The organism is Haloarcula sp. H-hyl6 (assembly GCF_056934455.1).
This window is the reverse complement of sequence record NZ_JBRIIK010000001.1, coordinates 1,098,570-1,120,919: the sequence shown is the minus strand read 5'-3', so window position 1 is coordinate 1,120,919 and position 22,350 is coordinate 1,098,570. Positions and strand designations below refer to the sequence as shown.

At 69.3% G+C, this 22,350-nt stretch carries 26 protein-coding genes; 8 read left to right on the top strand and 18 right to left on the bottom strand.

Going from position 1 to position 22,350, the window contains the following annotated elements:
• Positions 1 to 4: 4 nt before the first annotated feature.
• The 7 genes from Hhyl6_RS05930 to Hhyl6_RS05900 form a co-directional block, all read right to left on the bottom strand.
• Entirely contained in the window at positions 5 to 295 is a 291-nt protein-coding gene (locus tag Hhyl6_RS05930; protein WP_483738301.1) for an SUI1 family translation initiation factor, read from the bottom strand.
• A 95-nt stretch (positions 296 to 390) separates the two neighbouring features.
• On the bottom strand, positions 391 to 777 hold the full coding sequence (locus Hhyl6_RS05925) for a hypothetical protein (RefSeq protein WP_483738300.1): 387 nt from the start codon (positions 775 to 777) through the stop codon (positions 391 to 393).
• A 1-nt stretch (position 778) separates the two neighbouring features.
• A complete protein-coding gene (locus tag Hhyl6_RS05920) occupies positions 779 to 1,261 on the bottom strand; it encodes a DUF7992 family protein (RefSeq protein WP_483738299.1) in 483 nt (160 codons plus the stop codon).
• Between the two features lie 74 nt (positions 1,262 to 1,335).
• Entirely contained in the window at positions 1,336 to 1,506 is a 171-nt protein-coding gene (locus Hhyl6_RS05915; RefSeq protein ID WP_483738298.1) for a hypothetical protein, read from the bottom strand.
• 38 nt (positions 1,507 to 1,544) lie between these two features.
• Positions 1,545 to 1,733, bottom strand: a complete 189-nt coding sequence (locus tag Hhyl6_RS05910) for a hypothetical protein (protein ID WP_483738297.1) — start codon at positions 1,731 to 1,733, stop codon at positions 1,545 to 1,547.
• Between the two features lie 69 nt (positions 1,734 to 1,802).
• Entirely contained in the window at positions 1,803 to 2,402 is a 600-nt protein-coding gene (locus tag Hhyl6_RS05905) for a class I SAM-dependent methyltransferase (protein ID WP_483738296.1), read from the bottom strand.
• A gap of 115 nt (positions 2,403 to 2,517) precedes the next feature.
• Positions 2,518 to 3,024, bottom strand: a complete 507-nt coding sequence (locus tag Hhyl6_RS05900) for a hypothetical protein (RefSeq protein ID WP_483738295.1) — start codon at positions 3,022 to 3,024, stop codon at positions 2,518 to 2,520.
• 151 nt (positions 3,025 to 3,175) lie between these two features.
• Between Hhyl6_RS05900 and Hhyl6_RS05895 the strand changes: the two genes are divergently transcribed.
• Positions 3,176 to 3,784 carry a DUF4397 domain-containing protein gene (locus Hhyl6_RS05895; RefSeq protein WP_483738294.1) on the top strand — a complete coding sequence of 203 codons (609 nt, stop codon included), beginning with the start codon at positions 3,176 to 3,178 and terminating at the stop codon, positions 3,782 to 3,784.
• Position 3,785: 1 nt separating this feature from the next.
• On the opposite strand, the gene Hhyl6_RS05890 is transcribed toward Hhyl6_RS05895, so the two are convergent.
• Together Hhyl6_RS05890 and Hhyl6_RS05885 are read right to left on the bottom strand one after the other, a co-directional pair.
• Positions 3,786 to 5,042, bottom strand: coding sequence for an HAD family hydrolase (locus Hhyl6_RS05890; RefSeq protein ID WP_483738293.1), 1,257 nt, complete (start codon positions 5,040 to 5,042; stop codon positions 3,786 to 3,788).
• A gap of 78 nt (positions 5,043 to 5,120) precedes the next feature.
• A complete protein-coding gene (locus tag Hhyl6_RS05885) occupies positions 5,121 to 5,309 on the bottom strand; it encodes a hypothetical protein (RefSeq protein ID WP_483738292.1) in 189 nt (62 codons plus the stop codon).
• A gap of 127 nt (positions 5,310 to 5,436) precedes the next feature.
• Here Hhyl6_RS05885 and mutL point away from each other — a divergent pair, with 127 nt between their 5' ends.
• Positions 5,437 to 7,518: a DNA mismatch repair endonuclease MutL gene (gene mutL, locus Hhyl6_RS05880; RefSeq protein ID WP_483738291.1), complete on the top strand. Its 2,082-nt coding sequence runs from the start codon at positions 5,437 to 5,439 to the stop codon at positions 7,516 to 7,518.
• Between the two features lie 19 nt (positions 7,519 to 7,537).
• On the opposite strand, the gene Hhyl6_RS05875 is transcribed toward mutL, so the two are convergent.
• A complete protein-coding gene (locus Hhyl6_RS05875) occupies positions 7,538 to 8,476 on the bottom strand; it encodes a glycosyltransferase (RefSeq protein WP_483738290.1) in 939 nt (312 codons plus the stop codon).
• A gap of 244 nt (positions 8,477 to 8,720) precedes the next feature.
• Here Hhyl6_RS05875 and Hhyl6_RS05870 point away from each other — a divergent pair, with 244 nt between their 5' ends.
• The 4 genes from Hhyl6_RS05870 to ygfZ all read left to right on the top strand — a co-directional run bounded on the left by Hhyl6_RS05870 (position 8,721) and on the right by ygfZ (position 13,392).
• Positions 8,721 to 9,848, top strand: a complete 1,128-nt coding sequence (locus Hhyl6_RS05870; protein WP_483738289.1) for a carboxylate--amine ligase — start codon at positions 8,721 to 8,723, stop codon at positions 9,846 to 9,848.
• Between the two features lie 155 nt (positions 9,849 to 10,003).
• On the top strand, positions 10,004 to 10,948 hold the full coding sequence (locus tag Hhyl6_RS05865; RefSeq protein ID WP_483738288.1) for a PfkB family carbohydrate kinase: 945 nt from the start codon (positions 10,004 to 10,006) through the stop codon (positions 10,946 to 10,948).
• A 78-nt stretch (positions 10,949 to 11,026) separates the two neighbouring features.
• Positions 11,027 to 12,268, top strand: coding sequence for a carboxypeptidase regulatory-like domain-containing protein (locus tag Hhyl6_RS05860; RefSeq protein ID WP_483738287.1), 1,242 nt, complete (start codon positions 11,027 to 11,029; stop codon positions 12,266 to 12,268).
• Between the two features lie 38 nt (positions 12,269 to 12,306).
• On the top strand, positions 12,307 to 13,392 hold the full coding sequence (gene ygfZ, locus Hhyl6_RS05855; RefSeq protein ID WP_483738286.1) for a CAF17-like 4Fe-4S cluster assembly/insertion protein YgfZ: 1,086 nt from the start codon (positions 12,307 to 12,309) through the stop codon (positions 13,390 to 13,392).
• Here ygfZ and Hhyl6_RS05850 read toward each other — a convergent pair.
• On the bottom strand, positions 13,383 to 13,778 hold the full coding sequence (locus tag Hhyl6_RS05850) for a hypothetical protein (RefSeq protein ID WP_483738285.1): 396 nt from the start codon (positions 13,776 to 13,778) through the stop codon (positions 13,383 to 13,385). The two genes, ygfZ and Hhyl6_RS05850, sit on opposite strands and share 10 nt — an antisense overlap.
• Positions 13,779 to 13,830: 52 nt before the next feature.
• A complete protein-coding gene (locus Hhyl6_RS05845; RefSeq protein WP_483738284.1) occupies positions 13,831 to 14,058 on the bottom strand; it encodes a DUF7860 family protein in 228 nt (75 codons plus the stop codon).
• A gap of 83 nt (positions 14,059 to 14,141) precedes the next feature.
• On the opposite strand from Hhyl6_RS05845, the gene Hhyl6_RS05840 reads away from it, so the two are divergent.
• Positions 14,142 to 14,390, top strand: coding sequence for a DUF8151 family protein (locus Hhyl6_RS05840; RefSeq protein WP_483738283.1), 249 nt, complete (start codon positions 14,142 to 14,144; stop codon positions 14,388 to 14,390).
• Position 14,391: 1 nt separating this feature from the next.
• Here Hhyl6_RS05840 and Hhyl6_RS05835 read toward each other — a convergent pair whose 3' ends face one another.
• On the bottom strand, positions 14,392 to 15,474 hold the full coding sequence (locus tag Hhyl6_RS05835) for a geranylgeranyl reductase family protein (protein ID WP_483738282.1): 1,083 nt from the start codon (positions 15,472 to 15,474) through the stop codon (positions 14,392 to 14,394).
• An 83-nt stretch (positions 15,475 to 15,557) separates the two neighbouring features.
• Positions 15,558 to 16,007, bottom strand: a complete 450-nt coding sequence (locus Hhyl6_RS05830; RefSeq protein ID WP_483738281.1) for a DUF5518 domain-containing protein — start codon at positions 16,005 to 16,007, stop codon at positions 15,558 to 15,560.
• 113 nt (positions 16,008 to 16,120) lie between these two features.
• Here Hhyl6_RS05830 and Hhyl6_RS05825 point away from each other — a divergent pair, with 113 nt between their 5' ends.
• Positions 16,121 to 16,507 carry a hypothetical protein gene (locus Hhyl6_RS05825; protein ID WP_483738280.1) on the top strand — a complete coding sequence of 129 codons (387 nt, stop codon included), beginning with the start codon at positions 16,121 to 16,123 and terminating at the stop codon, positions 16,505 to 16,507.
• Here the strand turns inward: Hhyl6_RS05825 and Hhyl6_RS05820 are convergent.
• The 4 genes from Hhyl6_RS05820 to Hhyl6_RS05805 all read right to left on the bottom strand — a co-directional run bounded on the left by Hhyl6_RS05820 (position 16,504) and on the right by Hhyl6_RS05805 (position 22,321).
• Positions 16,504 to 17,460, bottom strand: coding sequence for a hypothetical protein (locus tag Hhyl6_RS05820; protein WP_483738279.1), 957 nt, complete (start codon positions 17,458 to 17,460; stop codon positions 16,504 to 16,506). The genes Hhyl6_RS05825 and Hhyl6_RS05820 overlap by 4 nt on opposite strands.
• Positions 17,461 to 17,499: 39 nt before the next feature.
• The gene (locus tag Hhyl6_RS05815) at positions 17,500 to 19,554 is read right to left on the bottom strand and encodes a pentapeptide repeat-containing protein (protein ID WP_483738278.1); all 2,055 of its coding nucleotides are present in this window, start codon (positions 19,552 to 19,554) and stop codon (positions 17,500 to 17,502) included.
• A 61-nt stretch (positions 19,555 to 19,615) separates the two neighbouring features.
• Entirely contained in the window at positions 19,616 to 21,499 is a 1,884-nt protein-coding gene (locus Hhyl6_RS05810) for a S9 family peptidase (RefSeq protein ID WP_483738277.1), read from the bottom strand.
• A gap of 54 nt (positions 21,500 to 21,553) precedes the next feature.
• On the bottom strand, positions 21,554 to 22,321 hold the full coding sequence (locus tag Hhyl6_RS05805; protein ID WP_483738276.1) for a hypothetical protein: 768 nt from the start codon (positions 22,319 to 22,321) through the stop codon (positions 21,554 to 21,556).
• Positions 22,322 to 22,350 lie beyond the last annotated feature (29 nt).

Here is a 22,350-nt window from a genome sequence, read left to right as displayed (position 1 = left end):
CGTCTCAGGCGACCTCGAACCCTCTCTCCGCGAGCAGTTCTCGCACGCGCTCCGCGTGGTCTCCTTGCAGTTCGATGCGTCCCTCCTTGACCGTCCCGCCGGTGCCGAGCGCGGGCTTCAAGTCCGAGGCGAGCGACCGCAGGTCGGTGTCGCCCTCGAACCCCTCGACGAGCACCACCTGCTTGCCGTAGCGCCGCTTCTCGGTGGGCACCGAGAGGCGTTGAGTCGCGCGGTCTAGGTCGGCGGTCGGGTCATCCGGGACGTCGATGTTCTCGAACGGGTCGTCGTCGGTCACTGTAACACCCTCTCTGGGCGGCCGAGCGAGATGACCGTGCCGTCGGCGAGCGCCGACCCTTCGTCCGGGGAGCACCCGAGCGCCGCCGTCGGCCGCTACGACGCCAGTTCACGCCGGAGGAAGAGCGCGCCACCGCCGGTCAACAGTAGCCCCATCCCGCCGAACCAGACCCACTGTGTAACCCCGATGGGGGCGGTGCGGAGCGACTGTCGGCGCTGCTGGCGGTACTCCTCGTAGGTCGTGTTCTCACACCGCCTGACGTGCGTCTCGTTCAGCGTCACCTCGCGCATCCCGAGGCCGCCGTCGACGAGGCGGGTCTGGCCGGCGAGGTCCGCACATCCTGCTTGGTACTCCTCGTAGGCCACTCTGGTGACCGTCGTCGTCGCGTCGGCGTAGACGAGGCCGACGAGGGTGCCGACGCCGAGAAGGGTGATGGCCGTCGCTACGACCACGCCCGCGCGGACCGGCGACGCCCCGAACACCTCACTCCTCTCTGTCGTCGTAGTCGAACGTCTCCTCTGGCGCCTCGTCGTCGAAGAAACCGAACGTCTCGTCGTCGCGCAGGAGGTAGTCGTTCTCCAGCATCTCCGAGACGACCCGGCCCAGCGCGTCGAGTTCGGACTCGATTTCGTCCGCGTCGTCGGGGTCGAGTTCTTCGCGGGCGGCCGCCGGGAGTGACGGCGCACGGTAGCCCACTTCGTCCGTGGTCGGGTCCCAGTAGAAGTCGAACGCCTCCACGAGGTCGTATCTCGTGACCACGTCGAAGTCGGCCGCCGTCAGACCCGTCTGGGTCGTCCACTCCTCGAAGGCGTCGTGCCACGCGCCGTCGGCGAGGATGCGCTCGACCTCCTCCCGTCGGTAGTCGTCGGCGACTTCCTCGTCGGGTTCGTCGATGGCCTCGTACTCGCCCCGTGGCTGTGGCCCGCGGAGCGACGGTGGGTCCGGAACCGAGACGTCGAGTGACATACGTTCGTGTAGGTCGTTCAACTAGAAATACGCACCGCTGGTTCGGGGTCGGCCTCGGCGGCGCCGACCCGGACTCAGGCCTTCGCGCCGGCGACGCCGCTCCCGATGGCCGCGCCACACTCCGTGCAGGCGACCAGATAGAACCGCTTGGAGGCCGCGAAGAAGCCGGTTGTGGCGTCCATCTCGACGAACTCCACGTCGTCTTTCTGTTCGAGGGTCGCGTCGCATTCAGGGCAGTGGACCATGACCGCCGAATCGAAGGGATGCGATAAATGTCTTCTTGCTACACGGCACCGCCTCCGCCGGCCTTCGCGCCGGCGACGCCGCTCCCGAGGGTCGCGCCACAGTCTGCACAGTTGGCGACGTAGAACCGCTTGGAGGCGGCGAGGAAGCCGGTGGTGGCGTCCATCTCGACGAACTCCACGTCGCTCTCGTCGGCGAGAGTGCTCTCGCAGTCGGGGCAGTGGACCATAGCTGTCGCGTCCAACGCCTCGGGTAAATGTCTTGTCCGGCTCAGACGCCGCGAACACCGCGAACGACGTCAGGCACCGAGTCGGGCGAACGCGAACTCCGTCGACGTGCCAAGCGGGTCGTCGGCCGTCTCGGTCCACACCTCCTCGAACCCCTCCTCGCGCAACTGGTCGAGCGTCGCCTGTCGACCGGGGGCGGAGAAGAACATCGACCCGCCCATCCAGCCCCGTCGAACGGTCTCGAACCGCCCGCTCGGGAGCGTCAGCAGGGCGAGGCCGCCCGGCCGGAGGACGCGGGCGAACTCCCGGTACACCGCCGGATGTCGCTCGCGCGGGACGTGGAAGACGGCGTGGTACGCCGTGATACCGTCGACGCTGTCGTCGGCGATAGGGAGCGCGGTCATGTCGCCCTGCACCAGTCTGGCGTCGGGAACCGTCTCGCGGGCCAGTTCCAGTCCGCGGCGGGAGAAGTCGAGGCCGACGCTTCCGGACGGGAGGTTCGCCAGCGTGCGCGCACCGTCGCCACACCCGACGTCCAGTACCGTCGGGTCGGGCGGCAGGTCGGCCAGCAGGTCGTCGACGAGCGCGGCGTCGGAACCGCTCGGGTCGCGCTTGCGGGCGTAGGTTTCGGCTACGGCGTCCCACGCGCGGCGCACCTCGTCGGGGTCCATACCCGTCGTAGGCGTGCCAGCGGTATCAGCGTCGTGGTCCCCTCGGTACGCCCGTTCGTGGCTGGTCGTCCCGGTCGGTGGGCCGCGATTACCGGTCCGGAGCGTCGCCGTGCGCTCACTCCAGTACGGACTTCGGGCGCTTCAGGTAGAACTCCTGTTCGCTCACTCGCTCGTAGAGGTCGTACAGCGTGCGGACGGCGGCCTCGTCGGGGTCGAACCGGACGTGCGGCGCGAGGTGGTAGGCCTTGCAACTGGTCAGGAAGAAGTACAGCGTCCGGTGGTGGGCCGGCGTGGCGTCGACGACGCCGAGCGACTTCCCGCCCAACCCGTCGGAGAAGTCGTTGAGCATCGCCGCGACGTCGTCGTGTAACTGCTCGTCTGGCCGGCGGAGCGTCGTGCCGAACGTCTGCTTGAGGAAGTCGCTCGTCGCCCGGAGGAAGGGGTTCGAGTCGACGCCACTCGGGTCCACGGCCGCGAACTGCTCGTAGAGGTCCAGTAACGCCCGCAACTCGGCCTCTGTCAGCGCCACCGGTCGGACCGGGTCGCCCTGACTCAGCGCGTACTCCGGGAACGAGTGGGACCGGGGGTCGGGAACCTGCCCGAACACCTCTTCGAGGCTCATGGGCGGAGTTCGACGCCGAGCCGTCTAACTGTTGTGTGGTAATATCTCGCACGGTAAGTCGGGAGTGCGTTCGGTTCCCCGAACTTACTCGGGACCTACCTTGCCCATAACGAAACCCACCGACGGCGTCGGCGCGGGCAGAGGATATCCCATGACAGCACACGCACTCCTTCGCGTCGGTCACTGCTGTCCCGACGCGCCGAATGTCGACGTCAGCGTGGGCGGCGAGATGCGGTTCGAGAACGTCGAGTACGCGACGCTGAGCGAGTACGACCGGGTCGAAGCCGGCGACCGGGAGGTGGCAATCGCCCCCGCCGGGAGCACCGCGACGGTGGTCGAGCGGACCGTCTCGCTGGCGCCCGACGCCGCCTACACGGTGTTCGCGACGGGTCTCGTCACCGACATCGAGGCGACGGTCGTACGTGACGACCCGGCCGAGGTACCGCCCGAGGAGGCCCACGTCCGCCTCGTCCACGCGTCGCCGGACGCCCCGGACATCACGCTCACCGTCGGCAACAGGCCGACGCTCGTCGATGGCGTCGGCTTCCGCGAGGTCAGCGAGTACCGCCCGGTCGATGCGGGGACCCACGACCTCTCGTTCCGACCGGTCGACCGCGGCCGCGTCGAACTCGAACTCGCCGACATCTCGCTCGACGGCGGCACGGCCTACTCGGCCGTCGCGCTCGGCCAAATCGAGGCGGGGACGTTCGCGGCCGTCGTCGAGGCGGACGCGGTCGAGATGGTGTCGGCGGAGGACTGACTCAGGAACGGCGCTCGTTCAGTCGCGCCAGCAGGTCGAGGCCGTAGACGGTGTGCAACACCGAACTCGCCTTGCCGGCCTCGTAGACGAGGTCGTCGCGGGCCCGCACGTGGTCGAGGACGGCCTTCGAGGCGTGGTCCGGGGCCGCGGCCAGTCCCGCGTCGTTCTCGGCGACCCACTCCATCACCCGCAGGTCGCTCTTGCTGTCGCCCATCACGAGGGCGAACGGGTCGTCGATGCCCAGCACCTCGAAGGCCTGTTCGACGCCGGCGGACTTGTCGAGTTCCAGACTGACGAGTTCGGCGGCGTCGCCCTCGTAGTAGCCGAGGTCGATGCGTTCGAGGAGGTCCAAGAGTGGGGCGGGTGCGGCGTCGAGGTCGGCGTCGGTCGAGAGGCCCGAGGCGTCGAACACCGCCTGAATCTCCGGGTCGCGGGCGAAGTAGGTCCGTGCGACGGCGGCCGGGTCCGCCACGTCGGCCCCGACGGCGGCGGCGACGCACTCGCCGACAAGTCCACAGAGGTAACAGAGCGCCTCGTCGATGACCTCGACGGCGGCCTCGCTGCCCACTTCGGCGTTGGGCTTGAGCGTGACGTTGAACTCGTTGCCTTGGAGGTGACAGCCGTGACTCACGTCGTCGGGGGCCTCCGAGAGGACGCGCCCGCGCACGGCGTCGAACACCTCGACCACCTCGTCGTCGAGGCGTTCGTACAGCAACTGCTTGGTCTCCGCGCCGTGTTTCGGCGTGAAGACGCCGTTGCCGGACTCGTAGACGATAGAGAGCGACCCGGAAGAGACGACTTCGTTGCCGAGGCCCTGAATCATGAACCCCTTGACGTTCTCGAGGGTCTGGCCCGTGCAGACGACGATGGGGACGCCGCGCTCCTGAAACTCCGTGAGCAGGTACAGCGTGTCTCGCGGAATCTCGTTGTCCGTGTCGCCGGCCGACCGGAGCGTCTCGTCGACGTCTAAGACGAGGACGTTCACCGAGCGCCCGTACTTCGAGTAGAGGTCGAGCGCGGCGAACGCCTCCTCGCGGGTCAGCCGTGCGGCCAGTTCGGCGTACGTCTCGCCCGTCGCTGGGAAATCGGCGGCTATCTCGGCCTTGCGCTCGTCCAGTTCCTCCCGGGCGTCCTCCCACTGGTCCAGCGCGACGGGGGAGCTGAGCGGCGGGAGCAGGTCCACGAACTCCTGATAGGCCCGAAGCGTCTCGGTGTCTGCAGTCTCGTACAGGCGGTAGAGCTGGTCGTACTGTTCCATCTGTCTCCGTTGGGGAACCCCTCGCTGTCCGCGCACTTCACTGTACGGTTCGCTGGCTCCGGAAAAACTGCGTGGGCGTTACGACTCCGCGTCGCCGTCGCCGCCGTCGCCGCCGTCGCCGCCGTCGGTCAGCACGTCCACGTCCTCGCTCGACTCGTTGAGGAACGACGGCAGGTCTTCGTCGTCCTCGTCTTCGGCCGGCGCGTCCGTCTCGCGCTCGGTCCGTTCACGTCTCCAGTCCGGGGTCCGTCCTCTGTGGTGGCACATGGTACCTCACCAGAAGATGGTCGGGACTGTTCCTTGTTAACTATTTCCATGCTCGGGGTGCATCGCCGGAGACAGTCTCAAGTCGCCCCGCCCGCTACCGCAGGGCAACGACCATGCGGGGGACGCCATGACCGACATCCAGCAACTCGACGAGCGCACCGTCGAACGCATCGCGGCCGGCGAGGTGGTCGAACGACCCGCCTCCGTCGTCAAGGAACTCGTCGAGAACGCCATCGACGCCGACGCGAACCGGGTCACGGTGGCCGTCGAACAGGGTGGCACGGAGGGTATCAGGGTGACCGACGACGGTATCGGAATGGACCGCGAGAGCGTCCAGCGCGCCGTCGAGCAACACACCACCTCGAAGATTCGGGACATCGCCGACTTGGAGGGCGGGGTCGGGACCCTCGGGTTCCGGGGTGAAGCCCTCCACGCCATCGGGGCCGTCTCGCGCCTGACCGTCACGACCCGTCCGCGGGGCGGTGACGTGGGGACCGAACTCGTCGTCGAGGGCGGCGAGGTGACCGAGGTGAACCCCGCCGGATGCCCCGAGGGGACGACCATCGAAGTCGAGGACCTGTTCTACAACGTCCCCGCCCGCCGGAAGTACCTCAAGCAGGCCTCGACGGAGTTCGCCCACGTCAACACCATCGTCACGAGTTACGCGCTGGCGAACCCCGCCGTCGCCGTCGCGCTGGAACACGACGGCCGCGAGACGTTCGCCACGACGGGACAGGGCGACCTGCGCGAGACGGTCATGTCGGTGTACGGGCGCGAAGTCGCCCAATCCATGATAACGGTCGAGGGTAGTGACTTGCCCGATGGTCCGCTGGACGGCGTCAGCGGCCTCGTCTCGCACCCGGAGACAACCCGCGCCGGCCGGGAGTACCTCTCGACGTACGTCAACGGCCGGTACGTCCGCGCGAAGACGGCCCACGACGCCGTCGTCGACGCCTACGGCACCCAGATTGCGCCGGACCGCTACCCCTTCGCGGTCCTCTTTCTGGACGTCCCGGCGGGCGACGTGGACGTGAACGTCCACCCCCGGAAGATGGAGGTCCGGTTCGCCGACGACGAGGCGGTCCGCGAGCAGGTCCGAACCGCCGTCGAGGACGCCCTGTTGCGGGAGGGCCTGCTCCGCTCGTCGGCCCCGCGCGGCCGCTCACAGCCCGAACAGACGGAAATCTCCCCGTCGCGGTCGAGCAGCGACGACGGGCCGTCCTCGTCGGAGCCATCTGGCGGTGGCCCGGACGACCGGTCGTCCGGAGCGCCGTCGGTGACCGACGAGTCCGCGACCGCCACGGGTACAGCATCGCCGGACGCCGACGAGACCGGTTCGACGGCCTCTGACACCACCGCTTCTGGTCGAACGGCCGACGACGACGGCTGGCCGGCCGCCGACGGGCCTGCGGAGACGAGCGTCGGGGAGACGCCCGCTCCGTCTGCCGAGTCCGACCAGTCCGACTCGGCCAGCGAGACGGCCGAGACGGGCGCGCCCCCCGGCGAAGCGGCCACCGCCGACGTGCCGGCCGACCGGAAGTTCTCCGGGGGTCACGAACAGGCGCGACTGGGCGAGCAACCCGAGACGGACCACGACCGCCTCCCGTCGATGCGGGTGCTGGGCCAGTTACACGAGACGTACGTCGTCGCCGAAACCGAGGACGGCCTCGTCCTGATAGACCAGCACGCGGCCGACGAGCGGGTGAACTACGAGCGCCTGCAGGCCGAGTTCGCCGGCGAGACGACGACACAGGCGCTCGCGGACCCGGTCGAACTCGAACTCACGGCCCGGGAAGCCGCGGTGTTCGAGGCCCGGAGCGACGCGCTGGCGAGTCTCGGCTTCCACACCGCCCGGACGGGCGAGCGGACCGTCGAGGTCCGCACGCTCCCGGGCGTCATCGCCGACGCCGCCGGGCCGGACATCGTCCGGGACGTACTCGGCGCGTTCGTCGGCGGCGAGAGCGAGGCGGCGACCACCGTCGAGGCGGCGGCCGACGAACTGCTCGGTGACCTCGCCTGTTACCCGTCGGTCACCGGCAACACGTCGCTCACCGAGGGGTCCGTTCGGGACCTGCTGGCGGCGCTGGACGACTGTGAGAACCCGTACGCGTGTCCGCACGGGCGCCCGACGGTCATCGAACTCGACCGCGAGGAACTCGAAGACCGGTTCGAGCGGGACTACCCGGGCCACACCGGTCGGCGGGAGTGACGAACGCGACTGTCGCCGGTCAGTCGCGAAGCGCCCGGTGGTACACCCCTTCGAGTCGCTCGGCCATCCGGTCGACGCCGAGGGCCCGAGCGGCGGCCCGCCCGTTCGACCGCTCGTCCGCTGTCAGCACTCGCTCCAGCCCCGCGACGAGTTCGCTCTCGTCCGTCCCGACGGCGGACGGCGTGACCCCGTCGAGCCGTTCGCGGACGTCGCCGACGTCCGTCGCGACGACTGGGAGCGAACACGCGAGCGCCTCCTTGACGGTGTTCGGCGACCCCTCTCGGTTCGACGTCAACAGCAGTGCGTCGGCGGCGTTCATGTACGTCGGCACCTGAGCCTGTTCGACTTCGTAGACGGTGTGGAGCCGAACGTCCCGGTCGAGACGGGACCGGACCCGCTCGACGACGCGGTCGGCCAGCGGGTAGTTCTTCACCTCGCGGTCGGGCGTGTACGGGAACAGGACGTGGGCGGCCTCAGGGTCCCAGCCGACCGACGCTCTGGCCGCTGTTTGGTCCATCGGCCGGAACAGGTCGAGGTCGACCCCGTGTGGGACGACAGTCGCCTCGCAGTCCAGACGGGCCGCCATCTCCGCGCTCATGACGGCCGTCTCGTCGACCAGTCGAGCACAGCGTTCGCTGAGCCACCCGAACTCGCCCATCAGGTCAGACCCCCAGAGCGTGAGGACGACGGGTCTGTGTGGCTGGGCCAGCGCAAACGGTGCCGTGAGGCCGTAGTGGGCGTGGACGAGGTCGTAGGTCCCCCGCGCCGCCGAGAGGACGCGCCCGTAGAAGCGGAGATAGTGGCCGACGGACCGACTCGCGTCCTTCCGATCGGCCCGGTCGGCCTGTTCGCGGCCGGGGACGGTGACGACGTCGCAGGTGTGCCCGCGCTCCCGGAGACTCGCGATGCGCCGGTCGAAAAAGGACGACCGATGGGTCACGAGGTGGAGAACCTTCATCGGCGGTGGCTCCCAGCGACGGCGCAAAGTAATACCGTCCCAACTAGCGACGACGTGTGAGTAGCCAGTTCCTTCTCGTATCTCCCTGCCGCAGTCACTGGATACGTGACCGAAGCAAGAGATAGTCAGACACGCTATCGCCGACGTGGGAGAAATACCACGCTATATCACAGTGGCGTTCTAGAGCGAATTATTCGACGTAAGTTCGGTATTACAATTCGACTACTGTGTGGACTATAGTCGCATGGACGTGTTGGTTACCGACGGCTTCGAGAAGAAGTCGCTGACAGTGGTGCGGGCCATCGAGTCGGTCACCGACGAGGTGGGGGTGGTCGCACAATTGCCGTTCTCACTGTCGGCGGCTTCTCGGTACGCCGCTCGGGACCACCGAATCGCGGCCGACGACGCCGAGGAGTACGCGACCGAACTGGCAGGCGTCGTCGACGCCTACGGCTACGACTACGTCGTCCCGGTCGGCGGCCGCACGACAGAGATAGTCTCGGAGCACCGTGACGAGATTCCGGCCCCGCTCGACCCGATTCTGCCCCCCGAGGAGTCGTTCCGCCGGGTCGTCGACAAGCACGCGCTCCAGTCGCTGGCCGACAGGTTCGACGTCCCGACCCCGACGTCGGTCCGCATCAGTTCGGCCGCCGACCTCTCACGCGCCGTCGAGACGGTCGGTCCCTCGGGCGTGTTCAAGACGGGGAGCGAGACGGAGCCACGGTTCGTCCGATACGTCGACTCACCCGAGGAACTCCGGAGCATCTACCGGACGTACGTCTCGACCCACGACTCGGACCCCGTCTATCAGGCGTACCTCGGCGGACGGGGGCGGGGCTTTTTCGCCCTCTATCTCGACGGCGAGTGTCAGGGACACTACGCGCACCGGCGCATCCGCGAGTCGCCGCCCTCCGGCGGCAAGAGCGTCTGTGCGGAGTCGCTCGTGGACCCCGAACTGTTCGCGTACGCCGACCCGATACTGTCACACCTGGAGTGGAACGGCGTCGTCATGCTGGAGTTCAAGAACGACGCCGCGGGCACGCCCCACCTGCTGGAGTGTAATCCGAAGTTCTGGGGGTCGATGGGTCTGGGTGTCGCCTCCGGCATGAACTTCCCTCGCGCACTGCTCGCATACCTTGACGAGGGGGTCCTCCCGTCGTTCGAGTTCGCTCCGGCCCGGTACCACTGGCCGCTGTCGGGTGACCTGCTCCACGCGGTGAAGCGACCGTCGAGTGCGCTGGCCGTGCTGACCGACCTGCTCTCGCCGTCGACTCGGTCGAACCTCCGCCTCTCGGACCCGCTGCCACACGTACTGGAGGCGGCTCAGTCGGCCGTCTCGTCGGTCGTCAGCGTCGATGGCCCGGTCAACTGATACGGACTGCTGTAGCCGTGTCCCGGGACGACCGCACGTCGTCGCGTGGTCTTCGTCACTGACCTACGGCGGTCCGTACGACCGCGTGGCTCCCGGCCGAAACGTACACTCTGACGGCCGGTTGAACTAAGCCCCAGTCGCTCGATACGTGGTGTATGTCACTCGTTACTTTCGGCGAGACGGCCCTCCGATTCGCGCCGCCGGACGGACAGCGCTTCGAGACGGCTCGCGAGGTACGGATGCGGGCCGACGGCACGGCGAGCACCGTCGCGGCAACGGCCAGCAGGCTCGGCGGCGAGGCGGTCTGGCTCTCGAAGTTGCCGGACTCCCCGTTGGGTCGCCGCGTCGTCGCGGAACTGCACGAGCACGGACTGGAGACGGACGTGGTGTGGGCCGACCCCGACGAGGGACGGCAGGGACTGACCTTCTACGAGGGCGCCGCCACGCCCCGGGCGGACCGCCTGCTACAGGACCGCGGCGGGACGGCCATGGCGACGCTGACCCCCGGCGAAATCCCGATGGGGCGAGTCCAGAGCGCCGACGCGGTGTTCACCGTCGGGTCGATGGCGGCTCTCTCGGAAACGGCGGCAGAGACGGCGGGTGCGCTGTTACGCGCCGCGCCGGGGTTGCGGGCGCTGGACCTCGACTTCCACCCCGGTCTCTGGAGCGCGGAAGCGGCCCACGACACGCTCTCGGACCTGTTCGGGGCGGTCGACCTGCTGTTCGCCAGCGAGGACCAGGCCAAGGCGGTCTTCGACCGGACGGGGACGCCGCGCGAACTCGTCCACACAATCGCCGCCGACTACGACTTCTCGCGGGTCGTCCTCACCCGGAGCGAACACGGAGTCGTGGGCTACCACGACAACGTCGTCCACGAACAGGACTCCTTCGAGACGGCGGCAGTGGACGACTCGGGGCAACACGCCACGCTCGTCGGTGCCGTCCTCCAGCGACTCCTCGCCGGTGCACCGACCGACGAAGCCCTCGCTTACGGGAGCGCCGCGGCGGCGCTGAGTCGGACGATGCCCGGACCGCTGACGCCCGTCGAACCCGCCGAAGTCGAACGACTCGCCGAGTCAGACTCGTCCCGCTCTCGGTGAGGAGCGCGGGTTACACGCCGTGGCTCGGGAGTATAAGCCGACCATACTGTTAAGGTCGGCCCACGTTACCACGTGTGTATGGCCTCGCTCCGTCTGGCTCTCGCCCTGTGTGTCGTGGTACTCGCTGGACCTGCCGCCTCGGGCGTCGGCGCGGCACAGGAGGACCGAGTGACGCTGACGGTCACCGTCGTCGACCAGAACGGCGACCCCCTCAGCGGCGTGGACGTCTCGGCCACGTGGGACGACGGTGCGGGCGGCCCGGTCAACGAGACGACCCGCGCCAACGGGCAGGTTCTCGTGGACGTACCCGAGGGTGCCGACGTGATGCTTCACGTCGAGGACGACGCCTACATCCGCAACTCGCCGTACCTCGTCGCCGATGCCACCACCCGCGACGTCGAAGTTCCCGTCTCTCCGACCGCTAACGCGACCCTCTCGGTCCGAGACGCCGACGGCCAGCCGGTCGAGAGCGCCAGAGTCCAACTCTACCGCTCGGGTCAGTTCGTCACCGACCAGCGGACGGACGCCGACGGCGTCGTCGAGACGCCCACGGTCGAAGCGGGCGAGTACCGGGTCATCGTCACCAAGGAGGGCTTCTTCCGGAACTCGACGCGGATGGAGATTACCGGCGAGACGGAGGCGACGGTCGGCCTCGAAGAGGGGTCGGCGCTCGTCACCGTCACCGTCACCGACGACCACTTCGAGGACCCCCGACCGCTCCGGAACGCCACCGTCACCGTCCCGTCGGTGGGGAGCGTCCAGACGCTCTCCGACGGCGAGGCGACCATCAGCGTCCCGGTCAACGGCCAGTACACCCTCGAAGTGACGAACGAGGGCTACGAGACGGTCGAACAGACCGTCAGGGTTCGGGAGTCGGACACTGCCGTCGACGTCTCCATCCAGCGGACGCCACGCATCGACCTCACGCCCGCCAATCAGCGCGTGGTCGTCGGCGAGACAGTCCGCCTCGAAGCGACCGACGAGTACGGCGACCCCGTGCCGAACGTGACCGTCAGCCGCGACGGCGAGGAACTCGGGACGACTGACGCGTCCGGCGTCGTCACCGTCCCCGTGGAGTCCGCCGGCGAGGTGACCTTCGACGCCACCAAGGGCGACCTCTCGACGACGGCGTCCGTCGAGGGCGTCGACCCGGACGCCACCGACGCCCAGACCGAGACGGCGACGGAGACGGCGACGCCCACCGACACTGAGACGCCGACCGACGGGGGACTGGTCGGAGAGGGCGGCCCCGGGTTCACGCCCGTCACCGTCCTCGTCGCTCTCGTCCTGTTCGCGGTCCTCGCGCTCCGGCGGCGGTAACGGGACCCTTTTGGGCGCGAGGCCCCCACCCGTTGGCAATGACTGTCCTCGAGGAAGTACACGCTGCCCACGAGGCGACCTTCCGTGAGGTCGGCGACCGCCGCGTCGTCGACAACTACGGCCGTCCGGAGCGGACCCACCGCGCGGTCCGGAACGTCGTCGGCGTCTGCGAGTTCGGCTACGGCGTCCTCGTCGTCACCGGCGAGGACCGGGTCGACTACGTCGACAACGCCGTCTCGAACCGGGTCCCCGACGCGGACGGGCAGGGGTGTTACGCCCTCTTGCTCGACCCGCAGGGCCGCGTCGAGACGGACATGTACGTCTACAACGCCGGCGAGCGCTTGCTGGTGTTCACCCCGCCCCAGCGTGCCGAACCGCTGGCCGAGGAGTGGCGGGAGAAGACCTTCATCCAGGACGTCGACGTCCGCGTGGCGACCGACGACTTCGCCACCTTCGGCGTCCACGGCCCGAAGGCCACCGAGAAGATAGCCAGCGTGCTCCATCAGGCCTCTTCGCCCGAAGCACCGCTCTCGTTCGACCGGGGCGAACTCGGCGACGCCGGGGTCACCGTCGTCCGCACCGACAACCTCGCCGGCGAGGAGAGCTACGACGTGGTGTGTGCGGCCGACGACGCCGAGGCGGTGTTCGACACGCTCGTCAACCGCGGGCTGAACGCCGTCCCCTTCGGCTACCGGACGTGGGAGACGCTCACCCTCGAAGCGGGGTCGCCGCTGTTCGACAGCGAAATCGAGGGCCACGTCCCGAACGAACTCGGCCTGCGCAACGCCTTGGACTTCGAGAAGGGGTGTTACGTCGGACAGGAGGTCGTCTCCCGCATCGAGAACCGGGGCCACCCGCCGTCGCGATTGGTCGGTCTCACCGTCGATGCACTGCCCGAGTCCGGGGCGGCCGTCTTCGCCGGCGACGAACACGTCGGCGAGGTCACTCGCGCCGTCGACAGTCCGATGCGCGAAGCCCCTCTCGCGATGGCGGCCGTCGACTGGGACCTGCCAGAGACGGCGCTGACAGTCCGGGCAGACGGCGACGAGGTCGACGCCGAACGGACCGACCTGCCGTTCGTCGAGGGGTCGGCGGTCTCGGCGCGACTCCCCAGTTACGAGTAGCCCACGTCCTCGTCGGCGAAGTCCGGTTCGCCGAGGTAGTACTCCACGGCGACCAGCGCCGTGTACGCGGAGAACGCCGAGAGACACATCCCGCCGAACTGGGTCACGGCCGTCAGCGGGGCGGCGACCGTCTGGTACTGGAGGGGTGCGACGACGAGCCACAGTCCGAGGACCGTCGCCATGACCGCCGCCGCGAACCGCGGGCGACCCCGCTCTCGGACGGTCAGGAAGTTCTTGCCGGCGAAGACGGCACCGACGACCGCCGAGAGGGTCACGCTGCCCCTGATTCCCGGGTTAGCCCCGAGCGCCAGCGGGCCGACGAACGCGACCAGACAGCCGAACAGCGCGACGACGGTCGAGGCGACGGTGAAACGCGAGGCCTTCATGCGAAGGGCTGTCGCTCGGGAGTCGTAAATAGCTTCGACCGATTCGCGCGGTTCACTCGATGAGCGGCAGGACGATGCCGAAGACGAGCGGCGAGAACAGGCCGAGGAGGATACCGAGCGCCACCATGTCGGTCAACAGCATATCGCCCCACGCCGGGAACGGCCCGACGAGAGCGTGACCGACGAGTTCGCCGAGCGCGCCGAGCGCGAACAGGCCGACGCCGAGGAGGAAGCCGCGTTTCGCCAACAGTCCGTGGTCCATATCGCGATACTGTGCCATGGTCGTCTGGTCGCTACCGTCCCACTAACCGCTTGCGCTTCGCAGGGAAAGGGTTATAATCCACATCGGCCTACGCGTCGCCGATGAACGGATTCGTCTCTGAATCGCTGGCAGAACTGTTCGGCCTCCTGCTCTCGGCACTGCTGGCCGGACTGCTGACCGTCGTCGGCGCACTCACGGAGAGCGCCGGCCTCTCGAACCTGCTCGCCGGACAGTCGACGTTCGGTCTCTGGGAACTGTGGATGGGCGCCGTCCTGCTGTACGCCGGCGTCTACATGCTCGGTTACAAGCGCGTGTGGGTCGGTCTCCGGCAGTCGGTGGCGGCGAACTGACTCAGGACCGCGAGAGGAGCGCCTTCAGTTGCTCCCGGGAGAACAGCGTCGTCGGCCGGTCCATGTGGACGCCGATTTCGCCCTCGAACGCCGTCATGCCGGCCTTCTGCACCACCTTCGGCACCGAGTAGCCCGCGCGAACGGCGTGGCCCAGGCGTATCTCCTGCCGTAAGTCCTCGCGCCACGCTCGCTCGTAGTCGCCCAGGGTCGCCGGGTCGTCCGGGTCGATTTCGCGGGCGGCGTGGTCCGCGGCGGTCATGCCGTAGAGGATGCCGCCGCCGGTGAACGGCTTGGTCTGGGCGGCGGCGTCGCCGACGAGGAACGACCGCCGGCCGGTGACGCGCTTCGGCGGGCCGATGGGGATGAGCCCCGAACAGCGCCGGGTCACGTTTGCGCCGTAGCCGTCTGTAAACGTCTCGAACCGCTCGCGGGCGTCGTCGCCCGGCGGCACCGCGAGGCCGTACTCGACGCCGGCCTCGCCGCGGGGGATGCGCCACGCGAAGAACGTCGGCACGGTGAGGTGGACGTCGACGAAGTCGCCGTGGTCGGCCGCCTCGTCGAACCCGAGGACGCCGTGGAGCAACTCGTCGGGTTCGGGGAGGCCCAGTTCCCGCCGGACGCGGCTCTTGGGGCCGTCACACCCGGCGACCATCTTCGCGCGGTGGGTCTCGACGCCGTCGGGTCCCTTCACCTCGACGGCGACGTGGTCCCGGCGTTCCTCGACGCCGACGACGGTGTGTCCCTCCCGGACGTCCGCGCCGGCCTCCCGGGCGAGTTCGGCGAGGTGGCGGTCCAGTCCGACCCGGTCGATGACGTTCGAGATGACCTCGTCCTTGTAGAAGGGGTGGGCGTCGCTCCCCGGGCCGTCGGTGTGGAATCGGGCCCCCGACACCTCGTTCTGGAGCAGTTCGTCGCGGGCGTCCTCGGTGTAGGCCCAAATGTCGGTGCTGACGTGGCCCGAACAGGCCAGCGGTTCGCCCACCGTCCCCTGTTCGAAGGCGAGGACGTCCCGGCCCTGCTGGGCGGCCCGCCGCGCGTAGCGGGCGCCGGCGGGGCCGACACCGACGACGACGACATCGTGCATACCTGCCGTGTCGGCGCCGCGAGACAAGTACTTTCTCGATTCCGAGCGCCCGGTCGACCGGCGGCGGTCGCCGACCGCTCGACTCAGTTCCCGACGACGGGCGGCCGTTGCCCGCCGGTCCGCTCGGCCAGCCATCCCCCGATTCGTCCGCCCAGCGCGCCGAACAGCGCCGAAGCACCGACGACGAGGCCACCGACCGAGACGACGAACGCGACGGTGAGTACCGTCGCCGCCGCGAGGAACTCGGGCGTCCCGTCCAGTGCGGCCGCCCCCCTCGCGACCGACACGGCCAGCCACAGGGCCGGCACCGACCCGACGAGGCCCACGCGGAGGCCGACCGACCCGCTCTCGAGGCCGCGCCGTTTCGCGAGGTAGCCGACGACGACGGCGACGGGGAGTATCGCCGAGAACGACATCTCCTCGCCGCTCTGCGCGTAACTCGCGACGGTGAACGGGACCGTGGCCAGTCCGCCCAACAGGGCGAACGTCCACGTCGCCTTCGACTCTCGTGGGAGGGGACCAATCCGGGTCACGGGTGAATGCTCTCGGTCCCGACACATAAGTTCACCCTGCCGACACGACGGGGCGCCGACCGGGGACCACCGGGTCCAGTCGATATTTGTCGGTTCGCTCCCTTCGGACGGACATGGCAGAGTACCAACCGGGGGTCTGTAACATCGGGGCGACACAGCGGCGGGCGCGGCGACAGGCCGGCGTCGGGTCGTTCGGCATCGCCGCGGCCGTCGTCCTCGCCGTCGCCCTCTCCGTGGTTCCGAAGAGCGCGCTCTGGGCCACCGCGCCGTTCGTCTTCGGCGGGTGGGTCGGCGTCTTGCAGGACTACTTCCGCTTCTGCGTCGCCTTCGGTGCGCTGGCGCGGTACGACCTCTCGGGGTCGGGTGGGTCCAGTGGATCGGTCGCCGAACGCGAGGCGGTGGCCGCCGACCGGAAACGCGCCCTGAAAATCCTCGCCGCCGCGGCCGGCCTGACCGTGGTCACCACGGGCGCACTCGTCGCGCTCGGGGCGGCCCTCTAGACGACGGCGAGGCCGCGCGGCACCTGGTCGTACGTCTCGTCCCACGACCCCACCCGCGTCCACGTCGCCCCCCCGGTCGACCGAAACAGGCCGTGGTTCGTCAGCGCGCACACCGCTCCGTCGGGGTCCGGGGCCAGAACGGCCCGCGCGAGGCCATCGGGGGCCGGCAGCCCCTCCATCGCTCGCTCCCACCGCTCGTCGGTCCGACGGTAGACGTAGCTCTCGCCGCTCGTCGAGTGGGCCGACCGGGGACCGCTCGCGGCCGAGACGACGACGCAGTCGGGGTCCTCGGGGTGGACCGCGAGGCCCCAGACGTAGCGGTGGACCAGTCCTTCCTGCGGGTACGCCCACGTGACGCCCCTGTCAGATGACTGCGCGTAGCCGTCGCCGGCGGCGGTGTAGACTCGCTCGGGAGCGTCGGGGTGGACGGCCAACGTGTGGTTGTCCCGTCGGCCGCCGGTGGGGTGGTCCACCCACGTCTCGCCGCCGTCCACCGTCCGGACGAACGCGCCTGCCTCGATTGCGACGTACACCCGGTCGGGGTCGTCCGGCGCGACGGCCAGCCATCGGACGTGGTGGGTGTGGGGCCGCGGCGGGAACGACCACCGCGAGGCGGAGTCGAGGTCGGTGAGGCCCCCGCGCTCGATCCACGTCTCGCCGCCGTCGGTCGACCGGTAGACGGCGCTCGGTTCCGTGCCGGCCCACACCACGTCCGGGTCGTGGGGGCTGACGGTGACGCTCGTGACGCGGTCGCCGGCGTCGAGCACTTCCGTCCACGTCTCGCCGCCGTCGGTGGTCCGCTGGAGGCCCGCCTCGACCGTCCCGACGAACGCCCGGTCGGGCGCTCGTTCGTCGGCGGCCACGCATTCGAGCGGTTCACCGCGGAGGCGCTCAGTCCACTCGCCGACGCCGACGAGGACCCGGTCGGAGAGGGCGACGTAGCAGGTGTCCATACGTCGCCTACGTCGCCGACCGGGAGAAAGATTGCGTGCTCACCGACTGACCGACCGGGTCAGCGCGAACACGTACAGCGCGATGAAGAACGCGCCGAGGAACGCCTCGGACTGTGCGACGACGTTGACCGTCGCGTCGTCGACGGCCCCGACGCCGCCGAGGAAGAAGGCGATGAACGACCCGAGGCTCAACTGGAGGTACTGCCCCGCGTCGGTGAACAGGCGCGGCGCGAGCGCGAGGTAGACGGCCGCGTAGCCGAGGACGAGCACCACCGACGCGCCGAGGGTGTAGGCGGGGCGCTCGCCGTACCCCGTCGTCAGGAACAGGAAGGCGTTCAACCCCAAGCGGCCGAGGCTCCGCACGCGGTCCCGGAGCGGCGCACTCCCGTCGGCGACGCGACCCGCGTGGGTCCGGCGGCGGTAGGCCAACTGCGAGACGAAGAAGGCGGAGGCGGCGGTGTTGTCCGCGATGTCGTTGGCCCCGTTCTTCGCCCGGAGGTACGTCACCTCGCCGTCGGCGGCCGGGATGGTCCCCTCGGTAGCCTTCGCCAATCGGTCGTAGCACGCTCGGGCGGCGTCCGGTAGCGTCGCGTCGGCCGCGCGGGTCGCCGCCCGTTCCAGCAGCGCGGCGGCCGTCTCGTCGTCGGCCGCACCCACCACCGTTTCGAGTGCGTTCGGGTACGCGAGTGCCGTCCGAAGCGGGTCGGCGAGGCCGTCCGCGAGTTCGTGGAGGCGGTAGTCGGCGGCCTCCAGGTCGACGTCGTCGTTGTCTCGCACGTCGAACCCGTCGAAGCGGGTCCGGTGGAAGGCCAGTCGGTCCAGCGGGCCGTCCGACCCGCCGCCGGTGAACTTCACCGTCCCGAGCGTGGTCTGTTCGAGGTCGTAGACGACCGTGCCTTCGGTGGATTGGTCGAGCGTGCCGTCACCGACCGTACTCCCAGACAGGGACACCAGCGCGACCCCGTCGGGGCCGGCGGTCGCCGGCGACAGGTCGGCGGCGTCGACGGCGCAGTCCTCGACGGCCACGACGCCGAGACAGCGCACGTCCGCGGCGGTCACGCGGTCGACCGTGCAGTCGGTGACCCGCGGACTCGCCAGCGTCGCCTCGTCTAACTGGAGGTCTGCGACCGTCGCGTCGTCGACGGTGGGGCGGACGAGGGTACACTCAGTGAAGTCCACCCGCTCGGCGTCCAACCCGGTGAAGTCGGTGCCGACGAACGTCGACCCGGACAGCACCAGTTTCATCGACACCACCGCGTCCGCGAAGGTGCCGCCGGCGAGCGTCGCGTCGGGCAGGTAGAACCGCTCGGCCTCGATGCGCTCGAACACCGCCTCGTCGTAGCTGGTCTCGTTGAAGTAGCCGCCGCCGAACGTCGCGCCGTAGAACCGTGCCGTCCCGAACGAGGCCCCGCGGAAGTCCCCCTCGTCGAAACTCGCGTGGTAGAAGTCGCCCGTCTCGAACGTCGCGTCGTCGAAGTCGGCCATCCCGAAGTCCGTGTGGTGGAACGAGCCGTCGCCGACGGTGACGTCGTCGAACGCCGCCTCCTCCACGGTCGCCCGGTCGAAGTCGACGGTCTCGAACGTGGCGTCCCGGCAGTCAGCGCCGTCGACGCGCACGCCCGCGAAGGTTCCCGACGCGACGGTCGCACCGCGGGCGTCGAGTTCGTGGTATACGCCGTCGAGGCGCAACTCGCCGACGGTCGCTCCCCGGAGGTCGAGTCGCTGGCCGACCTCGCTGTCGGTCCCGTCCAGTCGGTCGACGTCGGCCCCGCGGAGGTCAATCGGGTAGTTGTCGGTGGCGTCGACCACGGCCATCGAGAGGTCCAGCGTCGCGATGTCGGCCCCGAGGAACTGCTTCGAGCGTCGGCGGTCCGCCCGAGTGCCGTCCGTCCCCGACTCCACGGCGTCTAAGAACGCCGCCGACACGTCGACGTCCGCGGGCGTCTCCGACGGGGGGCAGTGGAACGGGCAGTGGTCGGCGTCGCGCATCGAGTCGTGGGGACAGCGCCACCGCTCCTCGTCGGCGACCGACTCGTGTGCGTCTGTGGGGTCACACTCGAACGTACACCGGTCCCCCGAACCCGACCACACCATCGTACTCGAACCCGTCGGTAGGGGCCGTAATAAGTGCTGTCCGCTCGTCCTGTCGACCGCCTCAGTCGTCGGCCGCGACGGCCTCGGTCCCGATGCGCCGGTCGAGGAAGTCGTCCAGCAGGCGGAACAGGCGCTCCTTCTGGTCGATGTCTGAGGAGGCGTGGCCCTCCTCGCCGAGTTCCTCGTACTCGTAGTCGCCGTCCGGGCCCTCGGTGTAGCCGAAGTCGTCCAGCGCGTCGCGGAACAGGCGGGCCTGCGAGACGGGGACACGGCGGTCGTTGACGCCGTGGAGCATGAACAGCGGGGCCGAGAGGTTCTCGACGTACTCGACGGGCGACCGCTCCCGGTAGAGGTCGGGGTTCTCCTCGGGCGTCCCGAGGTTCTTCTCCATCAGTTCCGTCCGGTAGTGGGGCATCGTGTTCTCGTACTGGTCTTCGAGGTCGGTGAGCCCTATCCACGCCACGCCGGCGTCGTAGAGGTCGGGGTACTGGACCATCTGCCAGTACGCCGAGTAGCCGCCGTAGGACCCGCCGAAGACGGCCACGCGGTCCCCGTCGACCCACTCACGGGTGTCGAGGACGTGTTCGGTGGCCGTCGCCACGTCGCCCTGTTCGGCCCCGCCCCAGTCGTCGTACAGTCGCTGGACGAACTCGTGGCCCCGGCCGGTCGACCCGCGGTAGTTCACCTGCAACACGGAGAACCCCCGCTGGGCGAGGAACTGCGTGTAGAGGTCGAACGATTTGGTGTCCATCCCGCGGGGTCCGCCGTGGGGATTGACGATTAGCGGCGACGGGCGTTCGCCCGAGTCGTACAGCAACGCGCCGATGTCCAGCGTCTCGTAGGGGTCGTGTTCCACGGCCGCCTGTCGCGTCTCGGGGACGCCGTCGGACTCGACGGTGACGTACTCGGCGTCGGCGAAGTCGTCGGGCGAGAACGGGCCGTACTCCGCCTCGATTAGCGTCTCGTACTCGTCGGTCGCGAGGTCGTAGGCGAGCAACGCCGGCCGGCGGGTCGGCGTCGTGTGAGTCAGCAGGACCCGGCCGTCGGCGAGCATCTGTTCCCCGGCGAAGGCGGCGACGCCCTCGGGGAGGTCGAGTTCGCGGCTCTCGCCCGACTCGACGTCGTAGACGACGGGCATCTTCGCCGCCTCGCGGGTCCGGGTGACGAGGAAGCGGTCGCCGTCCGGCGTGAATCCCTTCGGCTCTTCCTCGTACTCGCCACCGAACCACGCTACCGCGTCGGATTCGAGGCCGTAGACCCCCGCTCTGGTCAGGTCGGCGCTGTTGTCCGAGACGAGCAACCGGTCCCCCTCGGGGCCCCACTCGATGGGCATGGCTTCGGCGCCCGTCTCGCCGACGTGGAGGTTCCGCGGGTTCGACCCGTCGGCGTCGGCCAGATACACGTCCACGTTCTCGAAGTCGTCGGCTTCGTTGGTGCCGTAGGCCACCCGGTCGCCGTCGGGCGAGAGGTGGCCGGTCCAGACCGCCCGGTCGTAGTCGGTCAGTTTCTCCGTCTCGCCCGTCGTGAGGTCGTGGGCGTAGAGGTTCATCTGGCCGTCGCGTGTCGACCCGACCAACAGCGTCTCGCCGTCCTCGCCGACGTCCTGTACGACGACCTGCCCGGCCATCTCGACGACCGGTTCGACCGCCCCGTCCCGGTCGATGGCGTAGACGTCGTTCTGTTCGTCGCCGTCGTCGTCGAGGTGGAAGAACACGCGTTCGCCGTCGGCCCCCCACTCTACGTGCCAGCGAGCGTTTCGGGGGACCTCGCCGTCGCTCCACTGCTCGTACTCGCCGCTCGCTACGTCGAGGACGTGGAGTTCGTTGCGGCCCGAGACGTCGTAGTAGAAGGCGACCGAGTGGTCGGCCGGGGACGCGGTCGGATGTGCCAGCGTCGGCAAACTGGCGAGTGCTTCGAGGGTCTCCGAGCTATCAGGGTCTGACATACCGTCTTGGCTGTCGTCCACCGCCGTTGTAACTGTTCTGCCGGTTTCGCCCGCTCAGGCCGGCCACCAGCGGATGCCGACCATCACGAACACGATGGCTAGCTGGAGGACACCCTGAATCCCGCCGAGTCTGGCGTTGCGCATCCCGATGTCCGAGACCACGTCCACGTCGGGGTCCTCGGAGACGACTTGCCGGTAGATGCGCACCTCGCCCGGCAGGATGACGCCGAAGCCCTGCACGGACAGGACCGTCACGATGGCGAGGGCGGCGACGACCCACCACGAGGTCATCGCGAAGGCCGGGAGCGCCGTCGCGAGGTAGGCCCCAGACCCGACGACGGCGACGGCCAGGACGCCGAGCGTCCGCGGGTCGGTCAGCGCGTCGAACTGGTAGCCCACCAGCAGGACGACCGGAATCAGGGTCGCCGCCGTCAGGAGCGCCAGCCACGGGTCCGCGTTCGGGAACTTCCCGAGGCGGAGCGCCAGCAGGATGCCCCCGGCGATGGTCACCGTCGCCAGCGACGGCATCAGGAACGTCATCTTCGGCGTGAACGTCGCGAAGAAGTCCGCCCGCTGTTTCGGTGCCTGCCCGCCCAGCACCGGCCCCAGTACGAGTCCCATGAACAGGTCGATGCCGGTCCAGAGGACGCCCGCCATCACGTGGACGTACGTCAGCGCCCGGATGTTCCCACTCGCTACGGCCGCCCCGAACGCCAGCAACGGTACCGCGACGGCCCCCGCCGCGAACGCCGGATTCGCCTGCTTCGCCAGTCCCCCGATACCCCGCTTTCGCTCTACGCGGTCCGCAGTCGGCTGCGCCATGTGTCAACACAGAAACTAGCTACTACAAA